Origin of the sequence: Vibrio sp. 10N.247.311.14 (assembly GCF_041467715.1) — a bacterium.
Classification (GTDB): Bacteria; Pseudomonadota; Gammaproteobacteria; order Enterobacterales; family Vibrionaceae; genus Vibrio; species Vibrio crassostreae_C.
On record NZ_JBFSVE010000029.1, the window covers coordinates 48,937 to 65,156 of the forward strand.

Sequence of the window (16,220 nt, forward strand, 5' to 3'; positions counted from 1 at the left end):
TGCAAGGCTAAGAAGAAATGTGAGGTGTCTTTCTTAATCGAGCAGTTAACAATTATTTTACAATTATCTAAGGCTCAACTTCAGTTATTTGTTAAGTTAATGTTAAATTTTGAAGGTTTACAATCAAATTTTGTCCATAACAATATCATAAGGTTATTTAATGACCATAATGCTCAATGGAGCTGAGTGAGCAAGCCCGTGAAAGAAAGAAAGACAAGACCTGTTAATTTAGATTTACAGACCATCCACTTTCCAATCACAGCAATAGCTTCCATCCTACACCGTGTGTCTGGGGTGATAACTTTTGTCGCGATTGGAATTTTGCTTTGGTTACTATCCATTTCCCTCTCATCCCCAGTAGGCTTTGCCGAAGCTAGCGACATTGTCGATGGTTTCTTCGTGAAGTTTATTCTGTGGGGCATTTTAACCGCTTTGGCTTACCACATTGCTGGTGGTATTCGTCACCTTCTTATGGACCTTGGTCACTTTGAAGAGCTGGAATCTGGCGCGAAGAGCGCTAAGGTTGCATTCGCAGCAACAGCGGTATTGTCTCTACTAGCGGGGATCTTAGTATGGTAAACAACGTTTCTACTTTTGGTCGTAATGGTGTCCACGATTATCTATTGATTCGTGCTACTGCCATCATTATGACGCTTTACACTATCTACCTAGTTAGCTTTTGTGCTTTCTCTGGTGATATCTCTTACGCATCTTGGACGCAATTCTTTGGTGGAACCTTCACTAAAGTCTTCACCATGTTAGCGCTTACTTCTGTTTTGGTTCACGCGTGGATCGGCCTATGGCAAGTACTAACTGACTACATCAAATGCGCAAAACTGCGTGTTGGTCTTCAAGTCGGTGTTGTTGCAGTTCTTCTTGGATATTTCTTCTCTGGTCTGTTTATTTTGTGGGGTGCGTAAGTGACTATTCCTGTTCGTGAGTTTGATGCCGTAGTGATCGGCGCTGGTGGTGCAGGTATGCGTGCCGCACTGCAAATTTCTGAGCAAGGCCTTTCTTGTGCATTGCTTTCTAAAGTTTTCCCTACTCGTTCTCATACGGTTTCAGCGCAAGGCGGCATCACTGTTGCTCTTGGTAACGCGCATGAAGACCATTGGGAACAACATATGTATGACACAGTAAAAGGTTCTGATTACATCGGTGACCAAGACGCTATCGAATACATGTGTAAAAACGGTCCTGAGTCGGTAATCGAACTCGAAAAAATGGGCCTGCCTTTCTCTCGTTTTGAGAACGGTACTATTTACCAGCGTCCTTTCGGTGGTCAATCTAAAAACTTTGGTGGTGAGCAAGCGGCTCGTACCGCAGCTGCAGCCGACCGTACTGGTCACGCACTGCTTCATACGCTTTACCAACAAAACATTAAACACAAAACGACGGTTTTCTCTGAGTGGTATGCACTGGATCTTGTTAAAAACGAAGATGGTGCAATTTTAGGTACTACCGCGCTTTGTATGGAAACGGGCGAGGTTTGCTACTTCAAAGCGAAGGCAACAATCCTTGCGACTGGTGGTGCTGGTCGTATCTACGCATCAACAACCAATGCACACATTAACACTGGTGACGGTGTTGGTATGGCGATTCGTGCTGGCGTTCCTATGCAAGACATCGAAATGTGGCAGTTCCACCCGACGGGTATCGCTGGTGCAGGTGTATTGGTAACGGAAGGTTGTCGTGGTGAAGGTGGTTACCTTCTCAATAAAGACGGCGAACGCTTCATGGAACGTTACGCACCAAACGCTAAAGACTTAGCGGGTCGTGATGTTGTTGCTCGTTCAATGATGGTTGAAATTCGTGAAGGTCGCGGTTGCGATGGCCCTTGGGGTCCACATATTAAGCTTAAGCTTGATCACTTAGGTAAAGAGACGCTTGAATCTCGTCTTCCTGGTGTATGTGAACTTTCTCGTACCTTTGCTCACGTTGATCCAGTGAAAGAGCCAATCCCAGTAATCCCGACATGTCACTACATGATGGGTGGTGTTCCAACACAAGTTTCTGGTCAAGCTATTAAGCAAACCGAAGACGGCAGCGATGTTGAAATCCAAGGTCTCTTTGCTTGTGGTGAAATCGCATCAGTATCAGTACATGGTGCCAACCGTCTAGGTGGTAACTCACTGCTTGATTTGGTGGTATTTGGTCGTGCGACAGGTCTACACCTAGGTGAGACACTGAAGAAGCAAGGCGAAGCGAAACCTGCAACTGAAGCTGACATTGAGCGTTCACTAGAGCGTTACAACCGTTGGGAAAACAGCACAGACGGCGAAGATCCAGCGCAAATCCGTAAAGATCTTCAGCAATGTATGCAGAACAACTTCTCAGTATTCCGTGAAGGCAAAGCAATGGCTGAAGGCCTAGAAGAGCTAAAAGCGATTCGCGAGCGTCTGAAAAATGCACACCTATCTGATAAGTCTACAGAGTTCAACACTCAACGTATCGAGTGTCTAGAGCTTGAAAACTTGATGGAAACGGCATTCGCAACGGCTGTTGCTGCAAATTTCCGTACAGAGAGCCGTGGCGCACACGCTCGATTCGATTTCCCTGACCGTGATGATGAGCAATGGCTATGCCACTCACTTTACAACCCAGAGTCAGAGAGCATGACTAAGCGTGGTGTAAACATGGAACCTATCCATCGTGAAGCGTTCCCACCAAAAGCACGTACGTACTAAGGAGATATGACCATGAAACTGAATTTCTCTTTATATCGTTACAATCCAGATGTCGACCAGAAACCTTATATGAAGGAATACACTCTAGAAGTGGATGAAGGTTCAGACATGATGCTTTTGGATGCGCTTATTCTGTTGAAAGAGCAAGATCCAACAATCTCATTCCGTCGCTCATGCCGTGAAGGTGTATGTGGCTCGGATGGTTTGAACATGAACGGTAAAAATGGCCTAGCGTGTATCACGCCATTGTCTGCGCTTTCGGGCCAAGACAAGATTGTGATTCGCCCACTGCCTGGCTTACCCGTTGTTCGTGACCTGATTGTAGACATGACTCAGTTCTACGATAACTACGAAAAAGTGAAGCCATTCTTAGTGTCTGATGGCAATGTGCCACCGGCTCGTGAAAACTTACAAAGCCCTGATGAGCGTGCTCATTTAGATGGATTGTACGAATGTATCATGTGTGCATGTTGTACAACGTCATGCCCATCATTCTGGTGGAACCCTGACAAATTCATCGGACCAGCAGGCCTGCTTGCAGCGTACCGTTGGCTAATTGATAGCCGAGATACAGCGACAGACGAACGTTTGTCCGATCTTGATGATGCATTTAGCGTTTTTCGTTGCCATGGCATCATGAATTGTGTAAGTGTTTGTCCTAAGGGATTAAATCCGACGAAAGCTATTGGTCACATCAAGACCATGCTAGTGAATCGTTCGGTTTAAGTTATATAAAAATTGCCGCCCTAGAAGTTTTGGGGCGGCCTTTTAATAGCTCGGCATAGACCGCAGCAAACGTGAAAACTACTGGTTAAGGGAAAATATGCACAACGGCGTGATGAAGGCATGGCTCGAGTCTTCACACTTGGCTGGCGCCAATGCAACGTACGTAGAAGAACTCTATGAACTGTATCTAAGTGACCCAGATTCGGTAAGTGACGAATGGAGAAGTGTTTTTGAAGAACTGCCTGTGCAAGCTTCAGAGACAGTGGAACAACCACACTCTCGTGTTCGTGAATACTTCCGTCGACTCGCTCAAGAAACAAAGCATTACAGTGTCCAAGTTAGTGATCCAGATGTCGATGCGAAACAAGTAAAGGTTCTGCAACTTATTAATGCCTATCGATTCCGAGGGCATCAAGCAGCAAATCTAGACCCCCTAGGTTTATGGAAAAGAGCGACAGTTGATGAACTGGACCCTTCTTTCCACACTCTTACCGAAGATGACCTCAATGAGACGTTCAACGTCGGCTCTTACGCCATTGGCCAAGAGACGATGGTGCTTAAAGATCTCTACAAATCTCTAAAGCAAACGTATTGTGGCTCTATTGGTGCTGAATACATGCACATGACAAATACAGAGCAAAAGCGTTGGATCCAACAACGTTTAGAGTCTGTATCTGGTCAACCCTCTTTCAACAAAGAAGAAAAGCAAGCTTTCCTAGAAGAGCTAACTGCTGCTGAAGGTCTTGAGCGCTATCTTGGTGCGAAATTCCCAGGCGCAAAACGCTTCTCGTTGGAAGGTGGTGATGCTCTTATCCCAATGACGAAAGAAATTATTCGTCATGCTGGCGGACAAGGCATGCGTGAAGTTGTTGTTGGTATGGCTCACCGTGGTCGTCTAAACATGTTGGTCAACGTGCTTGGTAAAAAGCCACAAGACCTGTTTGACGAGTTTGCGGGCAAGCACGATGACACGTGGGGTACTGGTGATGTGAAATACCACCAAGGCTTCTCTGCGGACTTCGCAACGCCAGGCGGCAACGTTCACTTAGCACTAGCATTTAACCCATCTCACTTAGAAATCGTAAACCCGGTAGTTATCGGTTCAGTACGTGCACGTCAAGATCGCCTTGGTGATAATGATGGTAGCCGTGTACTTCCAATTACTATCCACGGTGACTCAGCTATCGCTGGTCAGGGTGTAGTACAAGAGACGTTTAACATGTCTCAAGCTCGTGGTTTCTGTGTAGGTGGTACGGTTCGTATCGTTGTAAACAACCAAGTTGGTTTTACAACGTCTAACCCTCGCGATACACGCTCTACGATGTACTGTACCGATATCGCGAAGATGGTTCAGGCTCCGATTTTCCACGTTAACTCTGATGATCCAGAAGCGGTTGCGTTTGTTGCGCGTCTTGCATTGGATTACCGTAATACGTTTAAGCGTGATGTTGTTATTGATTTGGTTTGTTACCGTCGCCACGGTCACAATGAAGCCGATGAGCCGAATGCAACACAGCCTTTGATGTACCAAAAAATCAAGAAGCACCCAACACCACGTAAGCTTTACGCTGACGTGCTAATGGAGCGCGGTGAGTTTGGTATTGATACAGCAACTCAGCTAGTTAACGAATATCGTGATGCACTTGATCACGGTGAAGTTGTGGTTAAAGAGTGGCGTCCAATGGCACTTCACTCAGTAGACTGGTCTCCTTACCTAGGTCACGACTGGAACATCGAGTGGGATAACAAGATTGATATCGAGCGCCTGAAAGAGCTTGGTACCAAACTTTGTCAATACCCGGACAGCCACAAGTTGCAAAGCCGAGTAAATAAACTGTACAACGATCGTACTGCCATGGTGAATGGTGAGAAACAAGTCGATTGGGGTATGGCTGAAACTCTGGCATACGCAACACTTGTTGACGACGGTAAGCGTATTCGTATCTCAGGCCAAGATTCAGGTCGTGGTACGTTCTTCCACCGTCACTCAGTACTGCACAATCAATCAGATGCAAGCACGTATGTTCCTCTTGCGAACATTCATGATAAACAAGGGCCATTCCAAGTGTTTGACTCTGTGTTATCTGAAGAAGCGGTACTCGCATTTGAGTATGGTTACGCGACAGCAGAGCCAAGCGGTCTAACCCTTTGGGAAGCTCAATTTGGTGACTTCGCAAACGGTGCACAAGTTGTTATCGACCAATTCATTTCATCAGGTGAGCAAAAGTGGGCACGTCTATGTGGTCTAACTATGCTGCTTCCTCACGGTTATGAAGGCCAAGGCCCGGAGCACTCTTCTGCACGTCTTGAGCGTTACCTTCAGTTATGTGCTGAACAAAACATGCAGGTTGTTGTTCCTTCAACACCAGCTCAGGTTTACCACATGATTCGCCGTCAGGTTGTTCGACCAATGCGTCGTCCACTGATTGTAATGTCACCTAAGTCATTGCTTCGTCACCCTCTGTGTACTTCTTCTCTTGAAGATTTGGCAGAAGGCACGTTCCAACCAGCTATCGCAGAAATTGATGATCTGGCTCCTGAGAACGTAAAACGCGTCGTGTTCTGTTCAGGTAAGGTTTACTTTGACCTGCTTGACCAAAGACGTAAGAACGAGCAAGACGATGTCGCTATTGTACGTATTGAGCAACTTTACCCGTTCCCTTATGAGGACGTGAGAGCTGCCATCGCACAGTACACAAATGTAGTCGATTACGTTTGGTGTCAAGAAGAGCCACAAAACCAAGGTGCTTGGTACAGTAGCCAACATAATTTCCGAGCTGCTATCCCAGTAGGTGCTGATATTCAATACGCAGGTCGTCCTGCATCAGCATCACCAGCTGTTGGCTATATGTCAGTACACTTGAAACAACAAAAAGCGTTAGTTGACGACGCTTTGACCCTACTTAAGAACTAGAAGTAAAAGGAAAATACGCACATGACAATTGAAATTCTGGTTCCAGATTTACCTGAATCTGTGGCTGATGCAACAGTTGCTACTTGGCACAAAAAACCGGGCGAAGCGGTTGCACGTGATGAAGTCATTGTAGATATCGAAACAGATAAAGTAGTTCTAGAAGTACCGGCTCCTGAAGCGGGTGTTCTGGAAGCTATCATCGAAGAAGAGGGTGCTACGGTACTTTCTAAGCAGCTTTTGGCTAAAATCAAGCCGGGTGCTGTCGCTGGTGAACCAACGAAAGACACCACTGAAGATACAGAAGCATCTCCTGATAAGCGCCATAAAGCTGCGCTAACAGAAGAGAACAACGACGCACTAAGCCCAGCTGTTCGTCGCCTGCTTGCTGAGCACAACCTACAACCAGCTGACGTTAAAGGCACTGGTGTTGGTGGTCGTATTACTCGTGAAGACATCGACGCACACCTAGCAGCAGCGAAAGCGGCTCCGGCAGCAGCATCTGCACCAGCAGTTGAAGCGCCAGCAGCGGCTCGCAGCCAAAAACGCGTGCCTATGACTCGCCTGCGTAAGACAGTTGCAAACCGTCTTCTAGAAGCGAAAAACAGCACAGCAATGCTGACTACTTTCAACGAAGTGAACATGAAGCCAATCATGGACCTTCGTAAGCAGTACAAAGACCAATTCGAGAAGCGTCACGACACGCGTCTTGGCTTCATGTCTTTCTACGTGAAAGCAGTAACAGAAGCGCTAAAACGTTTCCCAGAAGTGAACGCTTCTATTGATGGTACAGATATCGTTTACCACAACTACTTCGACATCAGCATGGCGGTATCTACGCCACGTGGTCTAGTGACTCCAGTACTTAAAGACTGTGACACACTAGGTTTCGCTGATATCGAAAAAGGCATCAAAGAGCTAGCAATCAAAGGCCGTGACGGCAAGCTAACGGTTGATGAACTGATGGGTGGTAACTTCACTATCACAAACGGTGGTGTATTTGGTTCTCTAATGTCTACGCCAATCATCAACCCACCTCAAGCGGCAATTTTGGGTATGCACAAAATCCAAGACCGTCCAATGGCTGTTGATGGCAAGGTAGAGATTCTACCAATGATGTACCTAGCGCTTTCTTACGATCACCGTCTAATCGATGGCCGTGAATCAGTTGGCTTCCTAGTGACCATCAAAGAGCTTCTAGAAGATCCTGCACGTCTGCTATTAGACGTTTAGTATCGCTAAAACGTCTAGTTAACCCCGTTAGCTAGACGTAAAAAGTTTCAAAGGCTAGGCTGCTCAACGTCTGGCCTTCAATTGAACTGTAAAGCCATTAGAAAATGGACAGCAGTTGTTTTGAGAAGACCCTACAGACGTAACACAGGAAACTGTGTCGTTATGGAAATAATAATCCCTTAAGGGAAAATAAACGGAATATCAAAATGAATTTGCATGAATACCAAGCCAAACAGCTGTTTGCAGAATTCGGTTTGCCTGTACCAGAAGGTTTCGCATGTGATACTGCACAAGAAGCTTTCGAAGCTGCAGGTCGTATCAGTACAGCCAAGAAAGTCGTTAAGTGTCAAGTACATGCTGGTGGCCGCGGTAAAGCGGGCGGCGTAGAGCTACATGACACCAAAGAAGGCGTTAAAGAGTTTGCACAAAAGTGGCTAGGTAAAAACCTAGTGACTTACCAAACAGACGCTAATGGTCAGCCTGTAACAAAGATCCTAGTTGAAGAAGCATCAAACATTGCTAACGAACTTTACCTAGGTGCTGTTGTTGACCGCGCAACGCGTAAAATTGTATTCATGGCGTCAACTGAAGGCGGTGTGGACATTGAGAAAATCGCTGAAGAAACTCCAGAGTTGATTCACCAATCAGCGATCGATCCTCTAGTAGGCCCTCAAGCTTACCAAGGCCGTGAACTTGCGTTCAAACTTGGTCTAGTTGGCGATCAAATCAAACAGTTCGTTAAGATCTTCATGGGTCTTGGCAAAATGTTCTCTCAGTACGACCTAGCTCTACTAGAAATCAACCCGCTTGTAATTACTGGCGAAGGCAACCTGCTTTGTCTAGACGGTAAGATCAACATCGACTCAAACGCGATGTACCGTCAGACAAAACTTCGTGAAATGCACGATCCATCTCAAGAAGATGAGCGCGAAGCACACGCAGCACAGTGGGAACTGAACTACGTAGCACTAGATGGCAACGTTGGCTGTATGGTTAACGGTGCAGGCCTTGCGATGGGTACGATGGATATCGTAAACCTACACGGCGGCAAGCCAGCAAACTTCCTTGATGTAGGCGGCGGCGCGACTAAAGAGCGTGTAGCTGAAGCATTCAAGATCATCCTTTCTGATGACAATGTTAAAGCAGTACTCGTAAACATTTTCGGTGGCATCGTTCGTTGTGACATGATCGCTGAAGGTATTATCGGTGCAGTTAAAGAAGTCGGCGTAACAGTTCCTGTAGTTGTTCGTCTAGAAGGTACAAACGCAGACCTAGGTCGCGAAGTACTTGCTAATTCTGATGTTGATATCATTGCAGCTGAATCTCTAACAGATGCTGCTCAGAAAGTTGTTGCTGCTGCGGAGGCTAAATAATGTCTGTATTAATTAACAAAGACACTAAAGTAATCTGTCAGGGTTTCACTGGCGGTCAAGGTACATTCCACTCAGACCAAGCTATCGCATACGGTACGCAAATGGTTGGTGGTGTTTCACCTGGTAAAGGTGGTCAAACTCACCTAGGCCTTCCAGTATTCAACACAGTACGTGAAGCGGTAGAAGTAACTGGCGCAACAGCAACAGTTATCTACGTACCAGCTCCTTTCTGTAAAGATGCAATCCTAGAAGCGATTGATGCAGGTATCGAACTGATCGTAACGATCACTGAAGGTATCCCTACAACAGATATGATCGACGTTAAAGTGAAGCTAGAAGAAACTGGCGCTCGCATGATCGGTCCTAACTGTCCAGGTCTTATCACTCCAGACGAGTGTAAGATTGGTATCATGCCTGGTCACATCCACAAGAAGGGTAAAGTAGGCATCGTATCTCGCAGCGGTACTCTGACGTACGAAGCAGTTAAGCAAACAACAGATGAAGGCTTTGGTCAGTCTACATGTGTTGGTATCGGTGGTGACCCTATCCCAGGTTCAAACTTCATTGATATCCTAAAACTTTTCCAAGAAGACCCAGAAACTGAAGCAATCGTAATGATTGGTGAAATCGGTGGTACTGCGGAAGAAGAAGCGGCTGAGTTCATCAAAGCAAACGTAACTAAGCCAGTTGTATCTTACATCGCTGGTGTTACTGCTCCTCCGGGCAAGCGTATGGGCCACGCAGGCGCAATCATCTCTGGCGGTAAAGGTACTGCTGAAGATAAATTCGCAGCACTAGAAGCAGCAGGCGTTAAGACTGTTAAGTCTCTTGCTGACATCGGTAAAGGCCTACGTGAAATCACGGGTTGGTAATCAGCTGGCTTTTATCGATTGAGATAGAAGTTAATTGAAACGATATTAAAAAGGCTTGGTCACTGACCAAGCCTTTTTTTATGTTTTCGAGATACGAGATCGTACTGCTAAGTGCTAAGCTCGACTTCTAACCATTTGAGATAGCATAAACATTGCTGCCGCACTGATAACCACAGACGGGCCAGCAGGCGTATCATAGAACCAAGACAAGCTTAATCCACCGAATACAGCGATAGAGCCAATAATTGATGCAAGGAAGGCCATCTGCTCAGGTGTGCTCGAGAACTTCCTTGCCGTTGCTGCAGGAATAATCAGTAGCGATGTCATGATTAACGCACCAACAAACTTCATACCGACAGCAATCACGATACCGACCAATAGCATCAGAATCAGACGCATTAAATCAATGTTGATGCCATCAACCGCCGCGAGATCTTCGTTAACCGTCGTTGATAGTAGTGGTCGCCAAAAGATAGCAAGTACTAATCCAATCACAGCAGCACCCGCATAGATGAACACTAAATCCGTTGGAGATACTGCCAGCAAGTCACCAAATAGGTAGCTCATTAGGTCAACACGAACGTTATCTAAGAAACTGACAGCAACCAAACCAAGTGATAGCGCACTGTGCGCCAAAATACCGAGTAGGGTATCGGTCGCGACCAGCTTTTGTTTTTGTAAAGTCACTAGCAACACGGCCAGCATCAAACAACAAATCAGCAGCGCGAAATACAAGTTAATGTTGAACAGAAAGCCAAGTGCTAAGCCCATCAAAGAAGCGTGAGCAAGCGTGTCACCAAAGTAAGCCATCTTACGCCACACCACGAATGAACCTAGTGGGCCTGCAATTAGTGCAATACCCAAACCCGCCAAAATAGAGGGAAGAAGAAACTCAAGCATTAGTGGTGTCCGTGTTTATGGTTTGAACATTCATGCACGTCGCCTTCGACAGGCTGGCCTGCGAGATCATGATGGTGATGTTCGTGTTGGTGATGATAAAACGCTAGCGTCTCTTGGGTCGCGGTGCCAAAGAGCGCAATATACGAAGGATGGTGTTTGATGTCTGCAGGTGCGCCTGAGCAACAGATGTGGTGGTGTAAACAGATAACATCGTCTGTTTTTGCCATCACTAAATGCAGATCGTGTGAAACCATAAATACGGCACAACCAAAGCGGTGGCGAATGGTGTCAATCAAGTCATACAGGTCTATTTGCCCTTGAACGTCGACGCCTTGAGCCGGTTCATCGAGAACCAGTAGATCTGGTCTTCTTAGCAATGAACGAGCAATGAGCACACGTTGGTTTTCTCCGCCAGATAGCTGGTGCATGTTACTCTTCTGCAGATGTTCAGCACCAACGAGCTTCAATGCTTCAAGGATCTCTTGCTGACTGAAATTGCCAGTGAGTTTTAGAAAACGCTCTACGTTGAGCGGTAGGGAATCATTGAGCTTTAATTTTTGTGGTACATAGCCAATTTTCAGTTTTTTAGCTTTTGTTATTGTGCCTGAAAATTTGGTCTGTAAACCCAGTACCACTTTTACTAATGTCGACTTTCCTGCACCGTTTGGCCCAATCAGGGTGGTGATTCTGCCGCGCTCTAAATTTAGAGAGATGTTGTCTAGAACTTTTCGACCGTCAAATTCGACGCTCACAGAATCTAGTTGGATTAAGTTATCCATGAATAGAACTCATTTGCAATTCGCTAATGTTATAATGTAACATTTACCTCAAGCCTAAGCTACTTTTCTATTATCGAGGGATTATGTCACGTTCATCTTTTATACTTGCTACTTTGCTTTTAGCGCCAAGTGTCGCAAGTGCCAATACTATTCTAACAAGCTTTAAACCAATTCAAATGATTGTGACAGAATTAACGCAAGGCGTTAGTGAGCCGGATGTGTTGATGAACAGCAATGCTTCGCCGCATGATTATGCGCTTAAGCCATCGGATGTCAAAAAAGTTCATAGTGCCGATATGGTCATCTGGTTCGGCCCTGACCTAGAAGCCTTTCTGACTAAGGTGATTGGTTCAAAAGAAAATGTTATCAAGATCAGTGATATTCCCGGAATCAACTTGCGAGAGTTCGGACACGAAGAGCATGACCACGATGCACATGAAGGGCACCACCACGGTAGCCATGACCCGCATTTTTGGTTAGGTATCGAGCAAGTTGAAGTAGCTGCAAAATACATCTCAGCTAAGTTGATTGAATCTGATCCAGACAACGCAATGGCGTACCAAGAGAATCTCGATTCATTCCTGATTGCATTGAAAGAGAAGCAACAGTCTATTCGAGAGCAACTTGCACCCGTGAAAGACAAAGGTTACTACGTTTTTCATGACGCGTATGGTTACTTTGAGCAAGAGTTTGAGCTAAATAACTTAGGTCACTTTACGGTGAGCCCAGAGCGTAAGCCGGGTGCAAAAAGCCTGATCGCTATTAAGAAAACGATAGTACGTGAAAACGTTCAATGTGTGTTTTCTGAGCCTCAATTCACTCCTGCTGTGATTGAATCAGTGACGCGCGGAAGTAACGCAAAACAAGGTCAGCTTGACCCTATCGGTTCAACAGTTGAAGTGAAGAGTGGAAGCTATTTCGATTTTCTTCAGCAACTTACAGATAGCTATACAAGTTGTTTAGACGAGAAGTAAGTCATAAACGAGTATTCTTTACTCTACTTTGCTCTCGTTAATTTATGAATCATGCCGCTTTTTGCGGCATTTTCGTGACCGCTAAGATAAAACCTCCTAACAAATAACAAACCTCCTTTCTCCTTTTCTAATTTCCGCTAAAATGGAAAGATAATAATAAGCACAAAAAAACTCAGTTTTTGGTTTAGCAACGATAAGACGTTGTGGTACCCAAAATTTCATGTGTTGTTGCTGTTCAGGATTAAGAGTTGTATCGAATTATCTTCAAAATGTTCATGTTAATGAGCATTTCATTTAGCGTTCTAGCGGTAAATACCTCGCCCTCCGTTTTCTATCCTTTGCCCGTTCAAGCGCAAGGGAATTTCCTTGCGGCTAAAAACTTGTATTTAGGTGCCGGAGGTGGGCTCTGGGTTCATGATGTGCATGGAAAAGTACTCTTTTACGATGGTCGAACTCTATTCCCTCGCAAGGGAAGCTTACTGCAATTTTCTTCGGAAAGAGTCGCCTTTCTGAACGATGAGTTTTGGACATTTTTCGACAATGAGGTCTATCGACATAACCCTGGAATTGGCAACGAATTGGCGTTTAGCCTAAGTCCCGGCGCTGAAATAGCGAATATCGGTGCATCAGGCGATTATATTTGGGTTACTGATGGCAGTAATTTTTATACTTACAACACTCAATCTTTAGAATTCAACACCTACTCTCTACTTAAACTGTACCGATACAATAACAGCAGTGACATTGCGATTAACGACGCTGAGTGGGTACTATCAAAGTGGGTGCTAGCGACCAGTTCTGGCGTTTACCTTTCAGAGAATCAAGAGTTTACCCATGTCACCGCATCAGACAAAAACCATATTGAGACGGTTTATTTTTCGAATGCTCGACGTGAGTTAGTGATCGGTACTTTAAATGGTGCTGTGATTGTTGATCTCGCGAACCCAGACAAAGAGACCATCGTTAAAGGGTCGCATGTTCTCTCGTTGGCCGAAACTTCGGACCAGTATTGGATTGGTACAGAGCACGGCCTTATTAGCTACAACTTTATTACGGGACAAATTACTCGATTCGAACAAGCCGCTAGTCAAGACTTCTCGTTACCGGGTGAGAAAATATATTCGTTGATAAACGATCATGCTGGTGGTATGTGGGTTGCGACAAACAACGGTATCCGATACTTCTCACTGTTCAGCAAAACCTTCTCGAGAACACCCCTAACTGGAATGGGCATGCATTCGAGTAGTGTGGTGATCAATAAAGTACTGCCTGTCAGTGACCAGTTATCTTGGGTCGCGTCTTCAATGGGGCTCTACTTGGTTGATTCTGAAAGTGAAGAGAACCCAATTCGTGTTTACTCTAACCCTGTTAATGATTTTGAGATCTTTGGCTCTTCCATTTGGTTGGCGACCGAACAAGGTATCATCAGTCTAAATACGGAAACACTACAACCCGAAGCCCTTGATTTACCAAGGCCAATTGAGGGAGTGCGTGTTGAAAACCTTGCGCTTCAAGCCGATAACGTTCTTTGGATGACCTCTGGGCAAAACCTCTATTCGCTATCTATCGAAACCATGAAACTGACGAGTTATGGCACTGACTGGTTAGTCGACAAGTTCTTGCCTGCGAAGATCACCGCTCTCAATGTAGGCTTGCTAGGTCGCATCTATATAGGAACGGATCATGGCTTCTACTCGTTCATTGATAAACGAATTAGCTTTAGTCGTTCCAGCGAACGGTTTGGCAAAGTCGTCGATATTGAAAAAGCGAAGGATGGAGCGCAGTGGTTTGCGAGCAGTTATGGCGTGTATCGAATCCCGGATGACAGCTCTATTATTCAAGAAATCACTCTTGTTGAAGACAATATTAGCCCCAACTGCCTGATAAGCGATGACAATGGTGTTTGGTTAGGCTCTTCGAAAGGCATCAGTTATTACGGATTGGATGGGCAACTGCATAAACACATAGGTTCGCCATTTGGTTTGATCACCAATGAACTGGTGGCAGGAGCGTGTGCTCTTTTTTACAGTCAAGATAGCCAACCTTCGAGGCTTGTTTTCGGCTCAAAGTATGGTGTAGTCAGCGCGTTATCTAACGAGTTACTGGTATCAACTACACCTCATAGCCGTGCCTTGTTGAGTAAGATAAGTGTCGACCAACAAACGGTATCACTTGGCGGGAAAACGGCAGAGCTGGATGAGATTCCTTATGGTTCATCGATGGGGTTTAAGCTAGGTATCTTACCAGCAACGTTCGCACCTGCGATGGAATACCGACTGAGCGACGATGAACCTTGGAGTGAGTTTGAAGGGGGCTTGTTAACGCTCGATCATCTTCTTCCAGGGGATTACACACTTGAAGTGAAGCCGGTTAAAGACTCCCATTATCGCTTTGTGTCAACCAATCAAAGCTTCTCGATTGCGGAGCCTTGGTATCTGACCAATTGGGCTGCAGCAAGCTCTCTGATATTACTGATTGGCGTTGTGACTATCTTAGTCTTTTGGCGTTCGCGTTATGTCACTTTTGCCAACCGGCACTTAAAAGCGCAAGTTGCACTGAAGACAGACCAATTGAGGCACCAAAGCCGGATATTACTCGCCACTAATCAACAGCTTAAAAAGCAGCTATCCGTGAAGAATGCGCTTGTGTCTCACACTGCCAATGAACTCTCTTCTGAAGTGAATCATATTGCTGCGATGCTCCCGAATTGGAATGACGAGCTCGGGAAGTCGCCGATTCTAACCTTGAAAAATGGCTTAGCTCAATTGAGTAATACGCCTCAAGGAGAAGGGCAAGTTTGTTACGATATAATTTTAATCTTAGAGGTGGTACTCAAAGCTTGGCAGGATGACTTAACCAAAGCCGGTATTGAACTGGATATTAAAGTCGAAACAAAACAACGATATGTCTCGTTGCTGTATTTTAATCTCGATATTATCTTCAATAGCTTGGTTGCGAGCATCATCAAGAGAAACTTTAAGTCGCAGAGTATGGTGGTTCTGGTTGAAGAGGTTAAGGAGCATCTTGTTGTGACCATTCGAGATCATGGGATGCCTTTCCCTAAACTGGCATCAAGCATGGGTGACAATACCGGAAAGTCGACCGACCTTAACATCGAAAAGCTGCCGCTATTGATGAATCAGAGCGGTGGTGAGCTTAATGCCTTTGTTTCGGAGTCTCAAAATAAGGTTCAGCTTTCGTGGCCAATTGAGTATCAAGTACTCGACAATCTTGAAGCCAGCACAATTGAACAGATTGAAACCATTAAGCTTGCCGCCTCAACACCAGAGCAACAAAAACTGACAGCGGAACAAGAGTGGAAGAACAGAGTGTCGCAGCTTGTGAGTGAAAACTACGCTGATGCCGAGTTCAGTACTGCAACTGCCGCTAAGTATTTGTTTATGTCTGAGAGAAGCTTACAGAGACGCTTTAAATCGGCTTACAACAAGACCTTCAAAGAGCACTTGAATGAAGTACGTCTAGAGCATGCGTGTGAGCGCTTACTCGCTGGAGAGAAGATCTCTGATGTGGCGTTTGATTCGGGGTTCAATGACCCTTCCTATTTCAGTCAAAGGTTTAAGCACCACTTTGGCATGTCACCATCTAAGTTTGCTGAAAACAACGAAGAGTAGCACGCAGCGGATACTCAGCTAGAACATAAATAAAGATACTTTAGCCTCGACATTCGTGTTGGGGCTTTTTTATGCTTCTACGAGATACGAGATACGAGATACGAGATACGAGATACGAGATACGAGATACGAG

At 45.4% G+C, this 16,220-nt stretch carries 12 protein-coding genes; 10 read left to right on the forward strand and 2 right to left on the reverse strand.

The window, feature by feature from the left end; translation table 11 throughout:
* Window positions 1-186: 186 nt before the first annotated feature.
* From sdhC to sucD, 8 genes are all read left to right on the forward strand, one after another.
* A complete protein-coding gene (gene sdhC / locus AB6F11_RS12395) occupies window positions 187-579 on the forward strand; it encodes a succinate dehydrogenase cytochrome b556 subunit (RefSeq protein WP_017061948.1) in 393 nt (130 codons plus the stop codon).
* Window positions 573-920 (forward strand): succinate dehydrogenase, hydrophobic membrane anchor protein, encoded by a 348-nt coding sequence (sdhD, locus tag AB6F11_RS12400; RefSeq protein WP_010436768.1) that lies wholly within the window; start codon window positions 573-575, stop codon window positions 918-920. The genes sdhC and sdhD overlap by 7 nt, the downstream gene beginning before the upstream one ends.
* Window positions 921-2,687, forward strand: a complete 1,767-nt coding sequence (sdhA, locus tag AB6F11_RS12405; RefSeq protein WP_050647360.1) for a succinate dehydrogenase flavoprotein subunit — start codon at window positions 921-923, stop codon at window positions 2,685-2,687.
* A 12-nt stretch (window positions 2,688-2,699) separates the two neighbouring features.
* Window positions 2,700-3,413: a succinate dehydrogenase iron-sulfur subunit gene (locus AB6F11_RS12410; RefSeq protein ID WP_010436773.1), complete on the forward strand. Its 714-nt coding sequence runs from the start codon at window positions 2,700-2,702 to the stop codon at window positions 3,411-3,413.
* 97 nt (window positions 3,414-3,510) lie between these two features.
* Complete coding sequence (gene sucA / locus AB6F11_RS12415) at window positions 3,511-6,327, forward strand: 2-oxoglutarate dehydrogenase E1 component (RefSeq protein ID WP_017061946.1); 2,817 nt, start codon at window positions 3,511-3,513, stop codon at window positions 6,325-6,327.
* A 21-nt stretch (window positions 6,328-6,348) separates the two neighbouring features.
* A complete protein-coding gene (odhB, locus tag AB6F11_RS12420) occupies window positions 6,349-7,557 on the forward strand; it encodes a 2-oxoglutarate dehydrogenase complex dihydrolipoyllysine-residue succinyltransferase (protein WP_017056410.1) in 1,209 nt (402 codons plus the stop codon).
* Between the two features lie 206 nt (window positions 7,558-7,763).
* Window positions 7,764-8,930 (forward strand): ADP-forming succinate--CoA ligase subunit beta, encoded by a 1,167-nt coding sequence (gene sucC / locus AB6F11_RS12425; protein ID WP_102393258.1) that lies wholly within the window; start codon window positions 7,764-7,766, stop codon window positions 8,928-8,930.
* Window positions 8,930-9,802 (forward strand): succinate--CoA ligase subunit alpha, encoded by an 873-nt coding sequence (sucD, locus tag AB6F11_RS12430; protein ID WP_102393259.1) that lies wholly within the window; start codon window positions 8,930-8,932, stop codon window positions 9,800-9,802. The genes sucC and sucD overlap by 1 nt, the downstream gene beginning before the upstream one ends.
* 114 nt (window positions 9,803-9,916) lie before the next feature.
* Here the strand turns inward: sucD and znuB are convergent, their stop codons facing one another.
* Together znuB and znuC are read right to left on the reverse strand one after the other, a co-directional pair.
* Entirely contained in the window at window positions 9,917-10,702 is a 786-nt protein-coding gene (znuB, locus tag AB6F11_RS12435; protein ID WP_017061944.1) for a zinc ABC transporter permease subunit ZnuB, read from the reverse strand.
* Window positions 10,702-11,481 (reverse strand): zinc ABC transporter ATP-binding protein ZnuC, encoded by a 780-nt coding sequence (gene znuC, locus AB6F11_RS12440; protein WP_017061943.1) that lies wholly within the window; start codon window positions 11,479-11,481, stop codon window positions 10,702-10,704. Before znuC ends, znuB begins: the two co-directional genes overlap by 1 nt.
* 83 nt (window positions 11,482-11,564) lie before the next feature.
* On the opposite strand from znuC, the gene znuA reads away from it, so the two are divergent.
* Window positions 11,565-12,455, forward strand: coding sequence for a zinc ABC transporter substrate-binding protein ZnuA (gene znuA, locus AB6F11_RS12445; RefSeq protein WP_017067380.1), 891 nt, complete (start codon window positions 11,565-11,567; stop codon window positions 12,453-12,455).
* A 269-nt stretch (window positions 12,456-12,724) separates the two neighbouring features.
* The gene (locus AB6F11_RS12450; protein WP_240698142.1) at window positions 12,725-16,087 is read left to right on the forward strand and encodes a helix-turn-helix domain-containing protein; all 3,363 of its coding nucleotides are present in this window, start codon (window positions 12,725-12,727) and stop codon (window positions 16,085-16,087) included.
* Window positions 16,088-16,220: the final 133 nt, after the last annotated feature.

Coding starts and splice junctions, on each gene's coding strand:
- sucA (WP_017061946.1), top strand. CDS start 3,511: ATGCACAACGGCGTGATGAAGGCATGGCTCGAGTCTTCACACTTGGCT.
- sdhD (WP_010436768.1), top strand. CDS start 573: ATGGTAAACAACGTTTCTACTTTTGGTCGTAATGGTGTCCACGATTAT.
- odhB (WP_017056410.1), top strand. CDS start 6,349: ATGACAATTGAAATTCTGGTTCCAGATTTACCTGAATCTGTGGCTGAT.
- znuA (WP_017067380.1), top strand. CDS start 11,565: ATGTCACGTTCATCTTTTATACTTGCTACTTTGCTTTTAGCGCCAAGT.
- AB6F11_RS12410 (WP_010436773.1), top strand. CDS start 2,700: ATGAAACTGAATTTCTCTTTATATCGTTACAATCCAGATGTCGACCAG.
- sucD (WP_102393259.1), top strand. CDS start 8,930: ATGTCTGTATTAATTAACAAAGACACTAAAGTAATCTGTCAGGGTTTC.
- znuB (WP_017061944.1), bottom strand. CDS start 10,702: ATGCTTGAGTTTCTTCTTCCCTCTATTTTGGCGGGTTTGGGTATTGCA.
- sucC (WP_102393258.1), top strand. CDS start 7,764: ATGAATTTGCATGAATACCAAGCCAAACAGCTGTTTGCAGAATTCGGT.
- AB6F11_RS12450 (WP_240698142.1), top strand. CDS start 12,725: ATGTTCATGTTAATGAGCATTTCATTTAGCGTTCTAGCGGTAAATACC.
- znuC (WP_017061943.1), bottom strand. CDS start 11,481: ATGGATAACTTAATCCAACTAGATTCTGTGAGCGTCGAATTTGACGGT.